This window comes from Streptococcus sp. F2 (assembly GCF_056500955.1).
The window spans coordinates 73,995-94,816 of the sequence record NZ_JBWKAI010000003.1 but is presented as its reverse complement, the minus strand read 5'-3'; the positions used below and the strand labels follow the sequence as shown (position 1 = coordinate 94,816).

Genomic DNA, 20,822 nt, shown 5'->3' with positions numbered 1-20,822 from the left:
ATTTGGATGTATACTATAAAAGTAGACATCCAGTATAGAAAGATACTGATTGAGTGTTAGTTAATCGGTGAGAAAAAAACTCAACAGGAGATTATAGCAGAACTTAACAGAAGTCAAAGCTGGTATTATGAGACTAAGAAACGAGCTTTGCTCGAGTTTTCGGAGAATTACAGGGGTGGAGTGCTAAAGTAAAAAAAGAAGCGAGAAAAATTTCGCTTCTTTTACATATAGATTAGTTATCGTCTTGACGTGTCTGTAAATTTTTTTCTAAGTTATTAATGACACTATTAACCTGTTCTACATCCCAAGACTGTCTAGCTTGTCTATAGTAACTGTTAAAATAGTCATTATATTCTTCCTCGTCAACATGATACTGATTTAATAAGTTTCTGATTTGTAACTCTGCCGCATATTTAGCTTCTCTAAGAGCTTCCCTTCCACCTTGTCTCAGATAACGACTATCATTTTTATAGTAATTTGTATAAGGATAGCGTTCATACGCACTTACGGAATGAGTTGATAAAGCAGCGGTACTAGCTAGCATCAAACCAGCAACACTCAGTAATAGTGTTTTTTTCATAAAAACCTTTCTTATTTACAAGACATATGTTCCTCGGTTTTAAATCTGGTTAAGATTCTATCTTGAATTCCACATATTAAAACCAGCTATAGAACCATTCGATAATTGAAGCGATAGTAGACATAATACCAAAACCATTACCAGTTGTAATGACTGCCCCATCTTTGGAGAGGTCTTGTTCGTTTGTAGCTTCAACTGTTTGATCGTCTTGTGTTTGAGGTTCCTCACGACTTTTAGTCCATGCAGTAGCAAAGCCAACCCGGTAACCATCGTTATAATCGCTTGAATATTCTCCGTCATGATATTCAGAATAAGGAATATCATGGATTTCGATTTCTGGTCCGCTAGCATCCGATTTAAGACCTTGTTGATATCCATCTTCCCATCCAGACGCCCAAGCTTTTTCAAAGTCACTTAATTCTTTTGGTTCTAACCTAACCTCTAAACCCTGTTCATTAACTTCTCCTACTTCAATTAAACCTGTTGTAACATCAGAAACATCCGCACTTACAGGGTTAGTCATTAGCACACTTGCTCCTAATAAAGCCACCGTGAGGTAGCTCAAGCCTAAAACAGATTTCTTTTTGAGTGACATAATATACTCCTTTTTTATTGAATATTGTTCAAGCGGTCTAAACCAATCTCAAAACGATTTTAATTATACCTGAGTCTTATTGTAATTTAAAGTTCACAAAAAACTCATTTTTTAAAATTTATGATTAGATAAAAAGCATTTATATTAAACGTTCCTACTCTATATATATTTTGAAAACTACTAGTATTATCGCATGATTTGAATAAGTTAGAGGTATTAGATGAACCATAAGAACGCTATTCGTAAACTAAAAGAGTTTCATAGATGGCAACGTATCGCCAATAGCCTTGATTTAAGCTATAACGAGCGTTACCAGTTTGATATAGAATACCATCCCACGCACAGAAAACACCTTGAAATAAGCCGAGAATGCGCTCTAGAGGAGCTATACGCGATTAAGCATGCCATTAATCAACTATCTAAGATAGAGTATAGAAAGATATTGATTGAGTATTATAGATTAGTGAGAAACTCTCTAACCAAGAGATTATGGAAGAACTTAGAAGAAGTCAAAGTTGGTATTATGAGCCAAGAAAAGAGCCTTGCTTGAGTTTACAGAACTCTATAGAGGTAGGGATGTTCAGGAACACATTTTAAATTAGGAATTTATACTAAAAAAGCCAAAAATCTAAAAGTATTTTTATTTTTGAGCCGTTCGATTAGAGTGTAAATGAAAAAAATTAACAAAAATAGAATCATCTCTAATTTAATGTTGATATAACTTGTTTTCTTGTTTTTTCAGAAAAATACAAGAAAATCACCTTTGTAATAGATGCCCTAAAAGAGTTCAGAAAAAAAGCATCCCGCCAAAAAGTGGTCTTAACTAAAGTTTGTTTAGTTAGTAAAATAATAAAGTATAAAAATAATAAATAAGGAAAACATGGAAATGTCTAATTGTAAGTATAAACTACGGAAATTATCTGTCGGTCTTGTTTCCGTTGGGACAATGTTCACCGCAACAACTGTTATGGCAAACGAGGCTTCTCAACCAACTGCTGCTGAAGTTACCGCTTCGCCTGTAGCGGTAGAGGTACCTAGTGAGGAAGTAGATACTTCCGAATCTGTTACAACTTCAAAAACAGAAGAACCGCAGACTCCTACAGCTAACCAACCTGAGACTACTAGTATCACTGTGGAGACTGAAAGTGAAGAACAAATCTCCGAAGCAACAGCTGATAGCCAAGAAGAAGGTGCATCCCTACAGCTAAAATCACGAAGCAAACGTTCGACAGATTCAGTGTCTGAACAACCACAGCTTATGGAAGTGGAAAAATTTGAGGTGGATAAAGAAATCTCCAGTCTTACTGTTAAAGATGGTGAAACAGGCAATCCGCTTATTAAAAACCGAGATGACAATCAGCGTGATATTTTTGATATTAGTCGAGATGTAAAAGTCAATCAAGATGGAACAATGGATGTTACTTTAACAGTCAAACCTAAAGAGATTGACAAAGGAGCAGAGGTTATTGTTCTTCTAGATACTTCTAAAAAGATGACTGATGAAGACTTCGATACTGCCAAAGAAAATATCAAAAAGTTAGTGACTACATTGACTTCCAAGAGTACTAACGAATCTCCTAGTTATAATAGTCGTAACTCTGTTCGCTTAATTGACTTTTATAGAAAAATAGGAAATTCTATCGATTTATCTGGATGGGAAGAAAGTAAAGTCGACGCCAAGCTCCAGGAAGTTCGTAAAAAAGCAATTGATGATTATAATGGTTGGGGAGTAGATTTACAAGGAGCGATTCATAAAGCTAGAGAAATCTTTAACAATGAGAAAGAGAAAAATTCTGGCAAACGTCAGCATATTGTTCTTTTTTCTCAAGGAGAAGCTACTTTTAGTTACGCCTTAGGCGATGAAGCTAAAAAGAAAACATCCCCAGTAAAAGGACAAATTACATCTTCTAATGCCACACTATCTTGGCTTCCAATATTTGAATATACAAATAGTAATTCTAATATGATTGACGATGTTAATAAAATTGTTGAATGGGCTGAAACTTTAGGATTAGGTAATAAGCTTAGTTCAGTCAAAACAGCAATAAAAACAGCTAGCAAAGTGAACGGTGTTCTAAACTGGATAGGAATATCTCCTACTGAGTATTTAACACTCAAAGAATACAAATCAGAGAGTTCTTCAGAAAAAGATTTTAATTATAAAAAACGTGTAGGAGAGGGGTATCATAATTATAGTTTTGATGAACGAAAAACATCTGACATGCCACTCAAATCGATTTTGGGAAGTCAGTTAGAGTCGGCTGTCAAACCAGATAAAAATAACTGGCTTGGATGGGCTCTAGATAAACTTTCATTGTCTGAAACTTATACAAAAGTCTTGAAATCATCACTTATGAAAGCTATCGAATCTATCTTCTATAAACGTGAAGATATTTACTATAATCACAATCTCTCAGCCCAAGCTGAAGCTAAAATGGCTCAAGACGAAGGAATTGTTTTCTATTCATTTGATGTTACAAATCCTAGTAAATTTGCAAAAAAAGCTGTTTTTACCCCCGATTATCCAACCTACTCCAAATATTTAATAGAAAAAGACGAAAAAGCGAAGAAAACAATTGAAGAACGCAATAAGAAGTTTGACCAGTATCTAAAAGAAATGTCAGAAGGTAAAAACTTCTTAAAAGATGTTGATGATAAAGATAAATTTAAAGATATCTTATCAGAAGTTATAGTAACCGAAAAATTTGAAGATAAAGTTAACGTCGTAGAGAAGTCTTGGAAAACTTCGTCAGAAAATAAAAGCGAGAGTGTTAGTCACACTAAAGCAAAAGAAGGATGGCTATCAACTAAAGAAAGTCTCGCTTGGAAAATTTCTAAAGATGAACTAAAAAAAGCTTTCGAGTCCAGAACACCTCTAATTTTAAGCTATAAACTTGATGTTAATAATGACAAACTTCAAGCCTCTCTTGATAAGCGCAGAAATAAGCGTTCAACATCAACAGAAAATAATGATTCATTGACCGAAAAAATTATTTCTAATAAGATTTCTTATAAAATTAATAGTAAATCAGCGAATGGTCAGAAACTTGAGGATGTAAAATTAACATATAGTAAAGTAATGGTTCCTGTACCAGATGTTGACGGAACTATTGAGATACCAAAGGCTCCTGAGAAACGCCTTGTAGATCCAGTATTGCCTTCACAACCATTATTCCCAGATATGCCAAAATATGATGAAGCAGAGACGAGCTATGGTTCTAGTGAAATAATTGATATTGAAGAAGATACAGGCTCAGGTATAGAAATGGGCGCTGCAAGTGGTGCTATCTCAACCCAAGAGAATACAGACCCTATTGTGGAAATCACCGAAGATACTCAACCTGGTATGTCTGGTCACTCTGAAGATATAACAATTATCGAAGATACAAAACCAGAGAAAATAGATACTATTATTGGTGGCAATGTGATTGACTTCACAGAAGACAGCATTACACATAATCAATATACTGAATCTGGTCAAAACTCAACTAATGAGAGTCAAGAAATTATTGAAGATACCAAACCAGAATCTGATACAATTTCAATCGGTGGGCAAAGTGATCCGATTGAAATAACAGAAGACACGCTACCTAATGTATCTGGTCGTTCTGGCGATATTACTATCACTGAGGATACGAAACAACCTGAAGTTATTATCGGCGGTCAAAGTGACCCAGTCGAATTATCAGAAGATACAGCTCCTGGCATGTCTGGATTCAATGAGGGGACTGTTGTTGAAGAAGACACACGTCCTAAGCTACAATTCCACTTTGATAACGAAGAGCCTATCCCAACAATTAATAAAGCTATCTCTCAAACTCCTATTGCTAGAGTAGATAATAACTTACCTCAAACTGGAGATAAAGATAAGTCAGAAGCATTCTTTACTATCGCAGCGTTAACTGTTATTGGAGCAGCAGGGCTTCTTAGTAAAAAAAATCGTAAAAATCAGATTGATTAATCACTAAATTTCATAAAACAGCATAAACAAGGTCATGTATAAAGTGATCCTTGTTTTATGTTGTATAGGAAACTAAAAATATTATGAATTACTTAAAGGAGAATAAAGTGAAAAAGAAATTAATGTTAGCTACAGCACTACTTGCTTTAGGTGCAACCACGAATGTGAAGGCGGAAGAAGAGAGCAATGCTGTGTCTGTACCTCTAGAGAATAGTCACAGTAAAGTTTTTGAAGTTGATGGAGAAGACTCTCAAAAAGTTATAGTTGCTCCGTTCAAAGTAGGGGATGAAAGTATTAAATTAAATATTCCAAATGTCCCTTATGGCTATGTATATGCCTCAACAACTTCTACAAGTAACGAAAAGAAAGAAGATAAGGTAGAAAAGCCCTCAGCTATAACTGTTGAAAGAGAGTGCTCAGAGCTTGAAAAAACAAAATACAGACACGATCAAGAATGTCCAAAAATAACTTATCAAATCAGTGGGTATCGAGCTAACGGAGGAGGCGACTATACTGTGAAGCTAAAATCTCCCTTGGATACAGGAGATCGAGTAGCAATAAGAATATTCGACGAGGGTCATGATTATATTACCACCAAGATATATCATATTCCAGTCAAAGAAATATTATCCAGCCGTGAAGAGAATAAAAGTGAATCCGAAAGCTCTGAAACTACAAAAAATCCATCAGGAATTAAAAATATATTAAGCGAAAGTACTGCTAAGCCTTCTAACTTTGTTGATTTAGCTTCAGATACCCAAAACCAATCTACTGTAAATGAAGAATCAAGTCCACTGCCGACTGACGAGCCACAAGCATGGACTCAACGTGTAAAATCTCTCATTAATAAAACTTGGGAAGATTTCAAATATTATGTTAACCCAATTAACTGGTTTACAAGCTGGTGGAGCTAATATATGTTATAATAAGGTAAACTAAAAAGCGTAGTATTTAAACCACGCTAGTTCTTGCCTGCTGAACTCGTTAAAAATTTGTTCACCTTATACTACTTCTTTAGGCTATCAACCATTGAGTTGATAGCCTTTTTTTTATGCCCAAATTTGTGGACTTTGAAAGAATATCTAAGGATAGTTAAAGTTATAGGAAATCCCTAGAAACGTTGTCATATCAGTAGTTAAGGCGATTTAAAGCCGTTTAAGGTTAGTTAAATTTTAGAACAGCGTATTTTTTCTTACCACGGCGAACCACAGTTAGTTGGTTGTCGATTTTATCGGTGTCAGACAAGGTATAATCCAACTCTTGAATACGCTCGCCATTAATATAGATGGCACCGTTTTGCACATCTTCACGCGCTTGGCGTTTTGATGGGGAAATACCTGCGGTGACAAGCATGTCAACAAGGTTAAGGCTGTCTGCTGATTGAACGTGATAATTTGGTACATTGCTCAATCCTTGTTTCAATTCATTTGCAGAAAGATTTTTGATGTTTCCAGCAAATAATTGCTCGGTAATGTTAAGGGCTTGTTTATAAGCTTCTTCGCCATGAACTAAGGTAACCACTTCACGGGCTAACGTTTTTTGAGCGAGACGTTCGTGACGGGCAGCGTTAAATTGACTTTCAATGTCTACAATCTCATCTAAAGATAAGAAAGTGAAGATTTTCAAAAAACGCACCGCATCGTCATCCATGACATTTAACCAGAATTGGTACATTTCGTAAGGAGAAGTCTTATCGGCATCTAGCCAGACTGCATTACCCTCTGATTTCCCGAATTTTTTTCCAGTGGAATCGGTGATGAGTGGTACAGTCATGACATGACCGGTTTTATCCGCTTTTCTGCGCAGCAATTCTGTTCCTGCAGTCATATTGCCCCATTGGTCTGAGCCGCCAATTTGTAAGGTCACGTTATGTTTATTATTGAGTTCGTAAAAGTCGTAGCCTTGCATGATTTGGTAAGCAAACTCAGTGTAAGAAATGCCTGTTTCGATACGTTTTTTAACAGAGTCTTTACTCATCATGTAGTTAACGGTGAAGTATTTCCCAACGTCGCGTAAGAAGTCGATGAAGCTAATCTGAGAGAACCAGTCGTAGTTATTCACGAGCTCTGCTTTATTATCTCCATTTTCGAAATCAAGGAAAGTAGACAACTGCCCTTTAATCTTATCGCTCCATTCGAGGACAGTTTCTTTAGTTTGAAGGCTGCGCTCTGCATCTTTGAAGGAAGGGTCACCAATTAGCCCTGTTGCTCCACCAACCAATGCATAAGGTTTATGCCCGGCTAATTGCAAGCGACGAGATGTTAAAATAGCAACCAAATGGCCAAGATGAAGGCTGTCAGCGGTTGGATCATAACCAGTGTAATAGGATACTTGCCCTTCTGTTAGTGCTTTAACAAGGGCTTCTTCATCGGTCGTTTGAAAGACCAAGCCACGTGCTTTGAGTTCTTCAAAAATATTCATAGGCTTTCTCCGTTTTCCGTTATAGTTTCGGAAATCATTATACCAAAAACAGTTGTGGCTATGCAACCTTTATCAAAGTTTGGTATAATAGAGGTTGAGGTATTTTATGGTGAAATGGAACACAAAACGAAAAAGAAAAGGTGAGCAAGGGTTAGGTCTCTTAGATTTGGGACCTGTTCTTTTGCGTACCTTGAAACTCATGTCTAACTTTTTTTACATTATCATCTTCCTTTTTGGAATGATGGGAGCTGGTATGGCTTTGGGCTATTTGGCTAGTCAAATTGACTCTGTCAAGGTCCCAAGTAAAGCTAGTTTAGTCAAACAAGTTAAATCCTTAACCATGATTTCACAGATGAACTATTCTGATAATAGCGTGATTGCAACTCTAGATACAGATTTGCTCAGGACACCAGTAGCGAATGAGGCTATTTCAGATAATATTAAAAAGGCTATTGTCTCCACTGAGGATGAGAATTTCCAAGGACACCAGGGTGTTGTACCAAAGGCTGTTTTTCGAGCAACGTTAGCTTCAGTGCTAGGGTTTGGTGAATCAAGTGGTGGTTCAACCTTGACACAGCAGTTGGTCAAACAGCAGGTATTGGGTGATGACCCAACTTTTAAACGGAAATCTAAGGAAATTATCTATGCACTTGCCTTGGAGCGTTATATGTCCAAGGATGATATTTTGTCTAACTATTTGAATGTTTCCCCTTTTGGGCGTAATAATAAGGGACAAAATATTGCTGGTGTGGAAGAAGCAGCGCGTGGCATTTTTGGAGTGTCAGCCAAAGACTTAACTGTTCCGCAAGCAGCTTTCCTAGCGGGACTTCCACAGAGTCCTATTGTTTATTCTCCTTACATGTCAACGGGTCAAATGAAATCAGAAGAGGACATGTCTTATGGCATCAAGCGTCAGCAAAACGTGTTATACAATATGTATCGGACTGGTGTCCTAACGAAAAAGGAATACGACGATTACAAAGCCTACCCAATTAGTAAGGACTTTATTCAGCCAGGAAGTGTTACCGTTACAAATCACGATTACCTCTATTATACGGTTTTGGCAGATGCTAAAAAGGCTATGTATAGCTATTTAATCAAACGAGACAAGGTCTCTAGTCGTGACTTGAAAAATGATGCAACCAAAGCAGCATATGAAGAAAGAGCATTGACAGAACTGCAACAAGGTGGCTACACGATTACCACAACTATTAACAAGCCGATTTACAACGCTATGCAGACAGCGGCAGCGCAATTTGGTGGCCTTTTAGATGATGGGACAGGCACTGTTCAAATGGGAAATGTCTTGACTGATAATGCAACCGGAGCTATCCTAGGTTTTGTTGGTGGTAGAGACTATGCCCTTAACCAAAACAATCATGCATTTGATACGGTTCGTTCTCCAGGATCTAGCATTAAACCAGTTATATCTTACGGCCCTGCTATCGACCAAGGTCTAATGGGAAGCGCTAGTGTTCTATCTAACTACCCAACGACCTATTCGAGTGGCCAAAAGATTATGCACGCTGATAGTGAGGGGACAGCTATGATGTCTCTTCAAGAAGCGATTAACACCTCTTGGAATATTCCTGCCTTTTGGACACAGAAATTATTACGTGAAAAAGGCGTTGATGTTGAAGACTACATGACCAAGATGGGTTATAAGATTACAGACTATTCTATTGAAAGCCTACCGCTTGGGGGAGGAATCGAAGTGTCTGTTGCTCAACAAACCAATGCCTATCAAATGATTTCAAATAACGGAATGTATCAAAAGCAATACCTTGTGGACAAGATTACTGCTAGTGATGGGACAGTGGTTTACCAGCATGAAAGCAAGCCAGTTCGTGTCTTTTCTGCACCAACAGCCACTATTTTGCAAGATTTATTGCGAGGCCCAGTCTCTTCAGGAGCTACGACAACCTTCAAGAGCCGTTTGGCAGCAATCAATCCTAGTTTGGCTAATGCTGATTGGATTGGTAAGACAGGAACAACCGAGAATTACACTGATGTGTGGCTCGTTTTGGCGACGCCAAGGGCTACTTTAGGAGGTTGGGCAGGTCACGATGATAATACCTCACTGGCACCAATGACAGGTTATAACAATCACTCTAATTACCTTGCTCATTTAGCTAATGCTATTAATCAGGCTGATCCTAATGTTCTTGGTGGTGGGCAACGCTTTGCACTTGATCCAGGAGTTGTCAAAGCTTCAGTCTTGAAGTCAACGGGTCTGCAGCCAGGAACGGTCACGGTCAATGGCCGAGCCTTCTCTGTCGGAGGAGAAATGACGACTAGCTTATGGGCTCAAAAGGGTCCGGGAGCGATGACTTACCGATTTGCTATCGGAGGAACAGATGCTGACTATCAAAAAGCTTGGGCAAGTTTTGGTGGCAAGAAAAATTAAGTTGCATTTTGTCGGAAAATAGTGTATAATATCTGTAACTATTTGTCGTCCAATCTAGCTGAAATATTGTCCAGCTAGGAAGAACAGCAGTTAAATCACACTGATAAAGTCAGATTTAGCTGCTCTTTTTGTGCCTATTTTTAAGAAAAATAGGGTTTGTAACCCATATTTAAAGATTCTAAAAATTCACACCGAGGACAAATAATCATTTAGTTGCGATTTGCTGAAACAGCAAAGCTTAAAAAGAAGAAGGAGCTAAAAACTTGGCAGGACATGAAGTTCGATACGGAAAACACCGTACACGTCGTAGCTTTTCAAGAATCAAAGAAGTTCTTGATTTACCAAATTTGATTGAAATTCAAACTGACTCATTCCAAGATTTCCTTGATTCAGGCTTGAAAGAAGTATTTGAAGATGTACTTCCTATTTCAAACTTTACGGATACTATGGAACTTGAATTTGTTGGTTACGAATTCAAAGAACCAAAATACACCCTTGAAGAGGCTCGTATCCACGATGCAAGTTACTCTGCACCAATCTTTGTTACCTTCCGCTTGGTCAATAAAGAAACTGGTGAAATCAAGACACAAGAAGTTTTCTTCGGTGACTTCCCTATCATGACGGAAATGGGTACTTTTATCATCAATGGTGGTGAACGTATCATCGTTTCTCAGTTGGTTCGTTCTCCTGGTGTTTATTTCAACGATAAGGTTGATAAAAATGGTAAGGTTGGTTACGGATCAACAGTGATTCCTAACCGTGGTGCTTGGTTGGAGTTGGAAACTGACTCAAAAGACATTGCTTATACTCGTATTGACCGTACGCGTAAGATTCCATTCACAACCTTGGTTCGTGCACTTGGATTCTCAGGTGATGATGAAATTGTTGATATTTTTGGAGAAAGTGACCTCGTTCGCAATACCATTGAAAAAGATATCCACAAAAACCCAAGCGATTCTCGTACAGATGAAGCCCTTAAAGAAATTTATGAGCGTCTTCGTCCAGGTGAGCCAAAAACTGCAGATAGCTCTCGTAGCCTATTGATTGCACGTTTCTTTGATGCTCGTCGTTACGATTTGGCTGCGGTTGGTCGCTATAAAGTGAACAAAAAACTTAATATCAAGACTCGTCTCTTGAACCAAATCATTGCTGAAAACCTTGTGGATGCTGAAACTGGCGAAATCTTGGTAGAAGCTGGAACTGAAATGACACGTAGCGTCATTGAATCAATTGAAGAACACCTTGATGGTGATTTGAACAAGTTTGTTTACACTCCGAATGATTATGCGGTGGTTACAGAACCTGTTGTTCTTCAAAAATTCAAGGTTGTGTCACCAATTGACCCTGACCGCGTGGTAACTATAGTTGGTAATGCCAATCCAGATGACAAGGTACGTGCCTTGACACCTGCTGATATTTTGGCAGAAATGTCTTACTTCTTGAACCTTGCTGAAGGTCTTGGAAAAGTTGACGATATTGACCACTTAGGTAACCGCCGTATCCGTGCCGTTGGTGAACTGCTTGCCAACCAATTCCGCATCGGTCTTGCCCGTATGGAGCGTAATGTGCGTGAGCGTATGTCTGTTCAAGACAACGATGTGTTAACACCACAACAAATCATCAATATCCGTCCTGTCACAGCAGCTGTTAAAGAATTCTTCGGTTCTTCTCAGTTATCACAGTTCATGGACCAACACAACCCATTGTCAGAGTTGTCTCACAAACGTCGTTTATCTGCCTTAGGACCTGGTGGTTTGACACGTGACCGTGCTGGTTATGAGGTTCGTGACGTGCATTACACGCACTATGGCCGTATGTGTCCGATTGAAACGCCTGAAGGACCAAACATTGGTTTGATTAACAACTTGTCTTCATTTGGACATCTTAATAAATATGGTTTCATCCAAACACCTTACCGTAAGGTTGACCGTGCGACTGGTAGGGTAACTAACGAAATTGTTTGGTTGACTGCTGATGAAGAAGACGAGTACACAGTTGCACAGGCCAATTCTAAATTAAACGAAGATGGCACTTTTGCTGAAGAAATCGTTATGGGTCGTCATCAAGGTAATAACCAAGAATTTTCTGCAAGTGTTGTTGATTTCGTTGACGTTTCTCCAAAACAGGTAGTTGCTGTTGCGACGGCATGTATTCCTTTCTTGGAAAACGATGACTCCAACCGTGCCCTCATGGGTGCCAACATGCAACGTCAGGCTGTGCCATTGATTGATCCAAAAGCGCCATTTGTTGGTACTGGTATGGAATATCAAGCTGCCCATGACTCTGGAGCTGCGGTTATTGCTCAGCATAATGGTAAAGTTGTCTTTTCTGATGCTGAAAAAGTTGAAGTTCGTCGTGAAGATGGCTCACTTGATGTTTATCACATTACTAAATTCCGTCGTTCAAACTCAGGAACTGCCTATAACCAACGTACTCTTGTTAAGGTTGGTGACATCGTTGAAAAAGGTGACTTCATTGCTGATGGACCTTCTATGGAAAATGGTGAAATGGCCCTTGGACAAAACCCAGTCGTTGCTTACATGACTTGGGAAGGTTACAACTTCGAGGACGCTGTTATCATGAGTGAACGTCTTGTGAAAGAAGATGTCTACACATCTGTTCACTTGGAAGAATTTGAATCAGAAACACGTGATACAAAGCTTGGGCCTGAAGAAATCACTCGCGAAGTACCAAACGTTGGTGAAGAAGCCCTCAAAGACCTTGACGAAATGGGAATTATCCGTATCGGTGCTGAGGTTAAAGAAGGCGACATTTTAGTAGGTAAAGTCACACCTAAAGGTGAAAAAGACCTCTCTGCTGAAGAGCGTCTCTTGCATGCCATCTTTGGAGATAAATCACGTGAAGTTCGTGATACGTCTCTTCGTGTACCTCACGGTGGTGATGGTATCGTTCGTGATGTGAAAATCTTTACACGCGCTAACGGCGATGAATTGCAATCAGGTGTTAACATGCTGGTTCGTGTTTACATTGCTCAAAAACGTAAGATCAAAGTCGGAGATAAAATGGCCGGTCGTCACGGAAACAAGGGTGTCGTTTCACGTATTGTACCAGTTGAAGACATGCCATACCTTCCCGATGGAACACCAGTTGATATCATGTTGAACCCTCTTGGGGTGCCATCACGGATGAACATTGGTCAGGTTATGGAACTTCACCTTGGTATGGCTGCTCGTAACCTTGGTATTCACATTGCAACACCTGTCTTTGACGGGGCTTCATCAGAAGACCTTTGGGACACTGTTCGTGAAGCTGGTATGGATAGCGATGCTAAGACGGTCCTTTATGATGGACGTACTGGTGAACCATTTGACAATCGTGTATCCGTTGGTGTCATGTACATGATTAAACTCCACCACATGGTTGATGATAAACTCCATGCCCGTTCGGTAGGACCATACTCACTTGTTACCCAACAACCACTTGGAGGTAAAGCTCAATTTGGTGGACAACGTTTTGGTGAGATGGAGGTTTGGGCCCTTGAAGCTTACGGTGCATCAAATGTTCTTCAAGAAATCTTGACTTACAAGTCAGATGATGTGACTGGACGTTTGAAAGCTTATGAAGCCATTACTAAAGGTAAGCCAATTCCAAAACCAGGTGTACCAGAATCCTTCCGCGTTCTTGTGAAAGAATTGCAATCTCTTGGTCTTGATATGCGTGTCCTTGATGAAGATGATAATGAAGTTGAACTTCGTGATCTTGATGAAGGTGAAGACGATGACGTGATGCACGTTGATGATCTTGAAAAAGCGCGTGAAAAACAAGTCCAAGAAACCCAAGAAGTTTCTGAAACAACTGACGAAAAATAAGCAATCAATTCTTATAAACAATTATTTACTAGTTGGAGGCAGGTGAGTCTTGCCCTTAGACTGGTAAAGTCATCAAAGGCAGAAAGGTAAAACTAGTGGTTGACGTAAATCGTTTTAAAAGTATGCAAATCACATTAGCCTCACCAAGTAAGGTCCGTTCATGGTCTTATGGTGAAGTTAAAAAACCTGAAACAATCAACTACCGTACACTGAAACCAGAACGTGAAGGACTCTTTGACGAAGTCATCTTTGGTCCAACAAAAGACTGGGAATGTGCGTGTGGGAAATACAAACGTATCCGTTATAAAGGAATCGTGTGTGACCGCTGTGGGGTTGAGGTAACTCGTGCCAAAGTACGTCGTGAACGTATGGGGCATATCGAGTTAAAAGCTCCTGTATCACACATCTGGTACTTCAAAGGGATTCCATCACGTATGGGATTGACTCTTGACATGAGCCCTCGTGCCCTTGAAGAAGTTATTTATTTTGCGGCTTATGTGGTCATTGACCCAATGGATACTCCGCTTGAACCAAAATCATTATTAACAGAACGCGAATACCGTGAAAAACTTCAGGAGTATGGACACGGATCATTCATTGCTAAGATGGGTGCTGAAGCCATTCAAGATCTCTTGAAACGTGTTGATTTGGCAGCTGAAATCGCTGAATTAAAAGAAGAATTGAAATCTGCTTCTGGTCAAAAACGGATTAAGGCAGTTCGTCGTTTGGACGTGCTTGATGCCTTCCACAAATCTGGAAATAAACCAGAATGGATGGTTCTGAACATCTTGCCAGTTATTCCACCAGATCTTCGTCCAATGGTTCAATTGGATGGTGGCCGTTTTGCGGCATCAGATTTGAATGACTTGTACCGTCGTGTCATTAACCGTAACAACCGTTTGGCACGTTTGTTAGAACTTAATGCCCCAGGTATTATCGTTCAAAATGAAAAGCGGATGCTTCAAGAGGCGGTAGATGCGCTGATTGATAACGGTCGTCGTGGTCGTCCAATTACTGGACCAGGTAGTCGTCCATTGAAATCATTGAGCCACATGCTTAAAGGTAAACAAGGGCGTTTCCGTCAAAACTTGCTTGGTAAACGTGTAGACTTCTCTGGACGTTCCGTTATCGCTGTTGGTCCGACCCTTAAAATGTACCAATGTGGTGTCCCACGTGAAATGGCTATTGAGCTCTTTAAACCATTTGTAATGCGCGAAATTGTTGCCAAAGAATATGCTGGTAACGTTAAAGCCGCTAAACGTATGGTTGAACGTGGAGACGAACGCATCTGGGATATCTTAGAAGAAGTTATCAAAGAACACCCAGTTCTTCTTAACCGTGCACCGACCCTCCACAGACTTGGTATTCAAGCTTTTGAACCCGTTCTGATTGACGGTAAGGCCCTTCGTCTTCACCCACTTGTGTGTGAGGCCTACAATGCCGACTTCGATGGAGACCAAATGGCCATCCACGTGCCATTGTCTGAAGAAGCACAAGCTGAAGCTCGTCTCTTAATGCTTGCCGCAGAGCACATCTTAAATCCTAAAGACGGTAAACCTGTTGTTACCCCATCTCAGGATATGGTTTTGGGTAACTATTACCTTACAATGGAAGATGCTGGTCGCGAAGGCGAAGGCATGATTTTCAAGGATAAAGACGAAGCTGTGATGGCATATCGTAATGGTTATGCTCACTTGCATAGTCGTGTGGGTATCGCTGTTGACAGCATGCCAAACAAACCTTGGAAAGATAGCCAAAGACATAAAATCATGGTGACAACTGTTGGTAAGATTTTGTTTAACGACATCATGCCAGAGGACCTTCCGTACCTCCAAGAGCCAAACAATGCCAACTTGACAGAAGGAACACCTGATAAATACTTCCTTGAACCTGGTCAAGATATCCAAGAAGTCATCGATCGCTTGGACATCAATGTGCCATTCAAGAAGAAAAACCTCGGTAACATCATTGCGGAAACCTTCAAACGTTTCCGTACAACAGAAACATCAGCTTTCCTTGACCGTTTGAAAGATCTTGGTTACTACCATTCAACCCTTGCTGGTTTGACAGTGGGTATCGCTGACATCCCAGTTATCGATAACAAAGCAGAAATCATTGATGCTGCTCACCATCGTGTTGAAGAAATCAACAAGGCCTTCCGTCGTGGTTTGATGACAGATGATGACCGTTATGTTGCCGTTACAACAACATGGCGTGAAGCTAAAGAAGCCCTTGAAAAACGTCTGATTGAAACACAAGATCCTAAGAACCCAATCGTTATGATGATGGACTCAGGAGCCCGTGGTAACATCTCTAACTTCTCACAGCTTGCGGGTATGCGTGGTTTGATGGCTGCTCCTAACGGACGCATCATGGAACTTCCTATCTTGTCAAACTTCCGTGAAGGTTTGAGCGTTTTGGAAATGTTCTTCTCAACCCACGGTGCACGTAAAGGGATGACCGATACGGCCCTTAAAACAGCCGACTCAGGTTACCTTACTCGTCGTTTGGTTGACGTTGCCCAAGATGTTATCATTCGTGAGGACGATTGTGGCACTGACCGTGGTCTTCTTATCCGTGCTATTACCGATGGTAAAGAGGTTACCGAAACTCTTGAAGAACGTCTTCAAGGTCGTTACACACGTAAATCAGTCAAACACCCTGAAACTGGTGAAGTCTTGATTGGTGCTGACCAATTAATCACTGAAGACATGGCACGTAAGATTGTTGATGCGGGTGTTGAAGAAGTGACCATTCGTTCTGTCTTTACCTGTGCGACTCGTCATGGTGTCTGCCGTCACTGTTATGGTATCAACCTTGCAACTGGTGATGCTGTTGAAGTTGGTGAAGCAGTTGGTACGATCGCTGCCCAATCTATCGGTGAGCCTGGTACTCAGCTTACCATGCGTACCTTCCACACGGGTGGTGTAGCCTCAAATACCGATATCACACAGGGGCTTCCTCGTATTCAAGAAATCTTTGAAGCACGTAACCCTAAAGGGGAAGCGGTCATTACTGAAGTGAAAGGTAATGTCGTCGAGATTGAAGAAGATGCGTCAACTCGTACCAAGAAAGTCTACGTTCAAGGTAAAACTGGTATGGGTGAATACGTCGTACCATTTACAGCACGTATGAAAGTTGAAGTTGGCGACGAAGTTAATCGCGGAGCTGCTCTTACAGAAGGGTCAATCCAACCGAAACGTCTCCTTGAAGTACGTGATACCTTGTCAGTTGAAACTTATCTTCTTGCAGAAGTGCAAAAAGTTTACCGTAGCCAAGGGGTAGAAATCGGTGATAAACACGTTGAGGTAATGGTTCGCCAAATGCTTCGTAAAGTTCGTGTCATGGATCCAGGTGATACAGACCTCCTTCCAGGAACATTGATGGATATTTCTGATTTCACAGATGCTAATAAAGATATTGTTATCTCTGGTGGTATCCCTGCGACATCTCGTCCAGTTCTTATGGGAATTACGAAAGCTTCCCTTGAAACCAATTCCTTCTTATCAGCTGCATCCTTCCAAGAAACAACTCGTGTTCTTACAGATGCTGCCATCCGTGGTAAAAAAGATCATCTTCTTGGTCTTAAAGAAAATGTTATCATTGGTAAAATCATTCCAGCTGGTACTGGTATGGCGCGCTACCGTAACATTGAACCACAAGCAATCAATGATGTTGAAGTTATTGACAAGCCAGAAGTTTCGGAAGAAACAGTTGCTGCAACTGAAACAGAATAATATTAAAAAGAGTCCTGAGGGGCTCTTTTTGTGATATTGAGAAGCAAGCGAGGAAGACCTGTTGTTATTGCGGTAACTATCACCATAATTGTCCCTCTAGTTATCATAACCCGATAACAAAGGAATAGAAGCCCCCCAATGAGCAGATATTTTTCAAAAACCTTTTAATTTAGCTATAATAAGCATAAGAGGAATAGGTATTATGTATCAAGTGATAAAAATGTATGGTGATTGGGAACCCTGGTGGTTCATCGATGGGTGGCAAGATGATATTTTAGAAGAAAAGAAGTTTGATGAGTGGACAGAAGCTTTTGCCTATTTTGAGGAAGAATGGCAGAACATGAGAAATCATTTTCCAAGTTACCACAGTCAAAAGAATCTCCTGGCCACATTTTGGGAGAAAAAAGATACGAGATGGTGTGAGGATTGTGGTGAAGATTTGCAGCAATATCATTCTATATTACTGTTGAAAAATAGGGATATTGTGCCTAATACACATTATATGCCTGGTTTTGAACAGAGAAATGATTCACCTCAAAATGCATCATTCTGTAAGCTAAATTTATAAACGCGCTCAAAACAGAAGAAAATGTCATTAGTTTGGCATTTTCTTTTTTTGTTTTACGAATAAATCAATGGGGGGCGTTATGGTACAAGCATTAGCAAAATCTATTTTGAAAGAAGCTGAGCAGATTCAAGCTCAAGATATCTATATTTTGCCAAAGGAAGATCAGTATGAGCTATTGATAAGGGTAGGAGATGAAAGGAGATTGGTGGATGTTTATCGGGGCGATCGGATGGCTCATCTTATTAGTCACTTTAAGTTCGTTGCAGGAATGACCGTTGGTGAGAAACGACGCTGTCAAGTCGGTTCTTGTGATTATGATATCGGTGAAGACACACTTTTGTCTCTACGCCTGTCTAGTGTTGGAAATTACCGTGGACAAGAGAGCCTAGTGATTCGGTTATTACATCATCAACAAAGAAGTTTACATTACTGGTTTGACGGACTGAAAACAGTTGCACGTCAGATTGGAGGCCGAGGACTCTATCTTTTTGCAGGTCCAGTCGGATCAGGCAAAACGACTTTGATGCACCAATTGATTGCTGATTATTATCAGGGAGCACAGGTCATTAGCATAGAAGATCCGGTGGAAATTAAAAATCATCAAGCGCTCCAATTACAAGTTAATGATAGTATTGGCATGACTTACGACAACTTGATCAAACTATCTTTACGGCATCGCCCTGATATTTTAATCATTGGTGAAATTCGAGACAGCCAGACAGCTAGAGCGGTTATTAGAGCAAGTTTAACAGGTGTCTTAGTATTTTCAACAGTTCATGCCAAAAGCATTTCTGGTGTTTATGCCAGATTACTAGAACTAGGAGTGACAAGAGCAGAATTAGACAATTGTTTGGCTTTGGTTGCTTACCAACGATTGCTTAATGGAGGAGCATTGATTGACTCAACTCAAACAGAATTTGAACACTACTCACCAAACCAATGGAATCAGAAAATTGATCACCTTCTTGCAGCAGGACATCTCAGTCCGGAGCAAGCAAGGCTTGAAAAAATTATCCAGTAAGGAACAATACAAACTAATTCAGCTATTAGCTAACCTTTTGTTAACAGGATTTAACTTGACTGAGATAATAGCTTTCTTAACAAAAAGTCATTTGATTCCCGAGCCCTATGTTCTCCGCATGGAAGAAGCACTCTTAAAAGGTCGAGGGCTGGCAGATATGTTAGCTGGGATAGGTTTTTCGGATGCTATTTTAACTCAAATTAGTTTAGCAGATGGTCACGGAAACATTGAGACGACGCTTGTTAATATTCAGGGCTATCTCAACCAAATGGCTAAACTTAAACGAAAAACCATTGAAGTCGTCAGCTATCCGATTATTCTCCTGGTATTTCTTTTTGTGATGATATTAGGGTTAAGGCATTATGTTATGCCTCAATTAGAAACTCAAAATCAGCTTACTATTTTTCTGACTCATTTTCCAGCTATTTTCTTTGGTATTATCCTTTTTATAGGTGTGTTGTTAGGGGGAATTTGGCTGCATTGGCGATCGCAAAGTCGCCTCAAACTTTTTACTCACTTCAGTGCTTATCCTGTTTTAGGGAAACTCTTACAACAGTATCTGACGGCTTATTATGCTAGAGAATGGGGAACATTGATTGGACAGGGACTTGAATTACCAGTCATTCTGGATATTATGGCCATGGAGAAATCTTTATTCATGCAAGAATTGGCTGAAGATATTCGAGTTAGTTTATTGGCAGGACAAGCTTTTCATGATAAGGTAGCTACCTATCCTTTCTTTAAAAAAGAGTTAAGTTTGATGATTACTTATGGAGAGATTAAATCCAAGTTAGGAAGTGAACTAGAGATTTATGCTCAAGAGAGTTGGGCTCAGTTTTTCAGCCAACTTCATCAAGCAACTCAGTTTATTCAACCGATTATCTTTTTAGTGATTGCTTTGACGATTGTCATGATTTATGCAGCAATTTTATTACCAATTTATCAAAATATGGGAGGCGTTTTATAAAATGAAAAATCAATGGAAACCATTGCGGCAATACCAACTACAAGCTTTCACACTTCTAGAAATGTTACTGGTGATTTTAGTCATCAGTGTCTTAATGCTCTTATTTGTACCTAATTTAAGCAAACAAAAAGATAGGGTTACCGAAACAGGAAATGCTGCTGTTGTCAAATTAGTGGAGAATCAAGCAGAGTTGTACGAATTATCGCAAGGATCAAAACCAAGTTTACAACAGTTGAAAGACGATGGCAGTATTACAGATAAACAGGTAAAAGCTTACACAGACTATTACGAAAAACATACCAATGAAAAGTCCAGTCTTAAACCTTAAAGCTTTCACAATGCTTGAAAGCTTATTAACGCTATCAGTAACAAGTTTTATTGTCTTGGGGTTATCTGTGCCTGTGACAAGTAGTTATCGAAGGGTTCAGGAACAGCTTTTTTTCACTCGTTTTGAGCACTTTTATCGTCACCAACAAAAGTTGGCTATTTTGGAACATAATCAACGAGTTTTGACAATTTCTTCGAAACAAATGCTAGCGGCAGAAGAATCGTTAACAATACCTGACTCGATAAGAGTTAAGAATAGCCAGCAATTGGTTATTGATCAAATGGGAGGAAATCATTCTTTAGCAAAGATAATATTCGAGACGACTGATCAACGGGTAACTTATCAATTTTATCTAGGGAGTGGAAATTATCAAAAAACAAGTCAAAGCTTACATCGCTCTTGAGAGT

Annotated in this window: 13 protein-coding genes and 2 pseudogenes; 12 read left to right on the top strand and 3 right to left on the bottom strand. The window is 39.6% G+C overall.

Annotated features, from left to right (window positions below):
- Nucleotides 1-27 precede the first annotated feature (27 nt).
- Nucleotides 28-192: pseudogene (locus tag ACYTR8_RS02040) on the top strand (ArpU family phage packaging/lysis transcriptional regulator); the annotation flags it as partial.
- A gap of 40 nt (nucleotides 193-232) precedes the next feature.
- Here ACYTR8_RS02040 and ACYTR8_RS02035 read toward each other — a convergent pair.
- Nucleotides 233-580 carry a hypothetical protein gene (locus tag ACYTR8_RS02035; protein WP_479641590.1) on the bottom strand — a complete coding sequence of 116 codons (348 nt, stop codon included), beginning with the start codon at nucleotides 578-580 and terminating at the stop codon, nucleotides 233-235.
- Between the two features lie 76 nt (nucleotides 581-656).
- The gene (locus tag ACYTR8_RS02030) at nucleotides 657-1,175 is read right to left on the bottom strand and encodes a hypothetical protein (protein WP_479641589.1); all 519 of its coding nucleotides are present in this window, start codon (nucleotides 1,173-1,175) and stop codon (nucleotides 657-659) included.
- Nucleotides 1,176-1,395: 220 nt separating this feature from the next.
- Here ACYTR8_RS02030 and ACYTR8_RS02025 point away from each other — a divergent pair.
- From ACYTR8_RS02025 to ACYTR8_RS02015, 3 genes and pseudogenes are all read left to right on the top strand, one after another.
- A pseudogene (locus tag ACYTR8_RS02025) lies at nucleotides 1,396-1,777 on the top strand (ArpU family phage packaging/lysis transcriptional regulator).
- Nucleotides 1,778-2,055: 278 nt separating this feature from the next.
- A complete protein-coding gene (locus ACYTR8_RS02020; protein WP_479641588.1) occupies nucleotides 2,056-5,136 on the top strand; it encodes a serum opacification factor in 3,081 nt (1,026 codons plus the stop codon).
- 107 nt (nucleotides 5,137-5,243) lie between these two features.
- On the top strand, nucleotides 5,244-6,050 hold the full coding sequence (locus tag ACYTR8_RS02015; RefSeq protein ID WP_479641587.1) for a hypothetical protein: 807 nt from the start codon (nucleotides 5,244-5,246) through the stop codon (nucleotides 6,048-6,050).
- Nucleotides 6,051-6,297: 247 nt separating this feature from the next.
- On the opposite strand, the gene tyrS is transcribed toward ACYTR8_RS02015, so the two are convergent.
- Nucleotides 6,298-7,557 carry a tyrosine--tRNA ligase gene (gene tyrS / locus ACYTR8_RS02010; RefSeq protein ID WP_479641586.1) on the bottom strand — a complete coding sequence of 420 codons (1,260 nt, stop codon included), beginning with the start codon at nucleotides 7,555-7,557 and terminating at the stop codon, nucleotides 6,298-6,300.
- A 106-nt stretch (nucleotides 7,558-7,663) separates the two neighbouring features.
- Between tyrS and pbp1b the strand changes: the two genes are divergently transcribed.
- The 8 genes from pbp1b to comGD all read left to right on the top strand — a co-directional run bounded on the left by pbp1b (nucleotide 7,664) and on the right by comGD (nucleotide 20,818).
- On the top strand, nucleotides 7,664-9,964 hold the full coding sequence (pbp1b, locus tag ACYTR8_RS02005; RefSeq protein ID WP_479641585.1) for a penicillin-binding protein PBP1B: 2,301 nt from the start codon (nucleotides 7,664-7,666) through the stop codon (nucleotides 9,962-9,964).
- 263 nt (nucleotides 9,965-10,227) lie between these two features.
- Nucleotides 10,228-13,794 carry a DNA-directed RNA polymerase subunit beta gene (rpoB, locus tag ACYTR8_RS02000; protein ID WP_049519675.1) on the top strand — a complete coding sequence of 1,189 codons (3,567 nt, stop codon included), beginning with the start codon at nucleotides 10,228-10,230 and terminating at the stop codon, nucleotides 13,792-13,794.
- Nucleotides 13,795-13,889: 95 nt separating this feature from the next.
- Entirely contained in the window at nucleotides 13,890-17,531 is a 3,642-nt protein-coding gene (gene rpoC / locus ACYTR8_RS01995; protein ID WP_111714766.1) for a DNA-directed RNA polymerase subunit beta', read from the top strand.
- Between the two features lie 202 nt (nucleotides 17,532-17,733).
- Nucleotides 17,734-18,099, top strand: a complete 366-nt coding sequence (locus ACYTR8_RS01990; RefSeq protein ID WP_003055257.1) for a DUF1033 family protein — start codon at nucleotides 17,734-17,736, stop codon at nucleotides 18,097-18,099.
- A gap of 79 nt (nucleotides 18,100-18,178) precedes the next feature.
- Entirely contained in the window at nucleotides 18,179-19,120 is a 942-nt protein-coding gene (comGA, locus tag ACYTR8_RS01985) for a competence type IV pilus ATPase ComGA (RefSeq protein WP_479640525.1), read from the top strand.
- The gene (gene comGB / locus ACYTR8_RS01980; protein WP_479641599.1) at nucleotides 19,056-20,087 is read left to right on the top strand and encodes a competence type IV pilus assembly protein ComGB; all 1,032 of its coding nucleotides are present in this window, start codon (nucleotides 19,056-19,058) and stop codon (nucleotides 20,085-20,087) included. The genes comGA and comGB overlap by 65 nt, the downstream gene beginning before the upstream one ends.
- A gap of 1 nt (nucleotide 20,088) precedes the next feature.
- Entirely contained in the window at nucleotides 20,089-20,415 is a 327-nt protein-coding gene (gene comGC / locus ACYTR8_RS01975; RefSeq protein ID WP_269760230.1) for a competence type IV pilus major pilin ComGC, read from the top strand.
- Nucleotides 20,390-20,818, top strand: a complete 429-nt coding sequence (gene comGD, locus ACYTR8_RS01970) for a competence type IV pilus minor pilin ComGD (protein WP_269760229.1) — start codon at nucleotides 20,390-20,392, stop codon at nucleotides 20,816-20,818. The genes comGC and comGD overlap by 26 nt, the downstream gene beginning before the upstream one ends.
- The last annotated feature ends 4 nt before the right edge of the window (nucleotides 20,819-20,822 follow it).

What these genes read in the sequence shown, in the direction of transcription:
- ACYTR8_RS02035 (WP_479641590.1), bottom strand. Translation starts at nt 580, where the DNA reads ATGAAAAAAACACTATTACTGAGTGTTGCTGGTTTGATGCTAGCTAGT.
- ACYTR8_RS02030 (WP_479641589.1), bottom strand. Translation starts at nt 1,175, where the DNA reads ATGTCACTCAAAAAGAAATCTGTTTTAGGCTTGAGCTACCTCACGGTG.
- ACYTR8_RS02020 (WP_479641588.1), top strand. Translation starts at nt 2,056, where the DNA reads ATGGAAATGTCTAATTGTAAGTATAAACTACGGAAATTATCTGTCGGT.
- tyrS (WP_479641586.1), bottom strand. Translation starts at nt 7,557, where the DNA reads ATGAATATTTTTGAAGAACTCAAAGCACGTGGCTTGGTCTTTCAAACG.
- pbp1b (WP_479641585.1), top strand. Translation starts at nt 7,664, where the DNA reads ATGGTGAAATGGAACACAAAACGAAAAAGAAAAGGTGAGCAAGGGTTA.
- ACYTR8_RS01990 (WP_003055257.1), top strand. Translation starts at nt 17,734, where the DNA reads ATGTATCAAGTGATAAAAATGTATGGTGATTGGGAACCCTGGTGGTTC.
- comGA (WP_479640525.1), top strand. Translation starts at nt 18,179, where the DNA reads ATGGTACAAGCATTAGCAAAATCTATTTTGAAAGAAGCTGAGCAGATT.
- comGC (WP_269760230.1), top strand. Translation starts at nt 20,089, where the DNA reads ATGAAAAATCAATGGAAACCATTGCGGCAATACCAACTACAAGCTTTC.
- comGD (WP_269760229.1), top strand. Translation starts at nt 20,390, where the DNA reads ATGAAAAGTCCAGTCTTAAACCTTAAAGCTTTCACAATGCTTGAAAGC.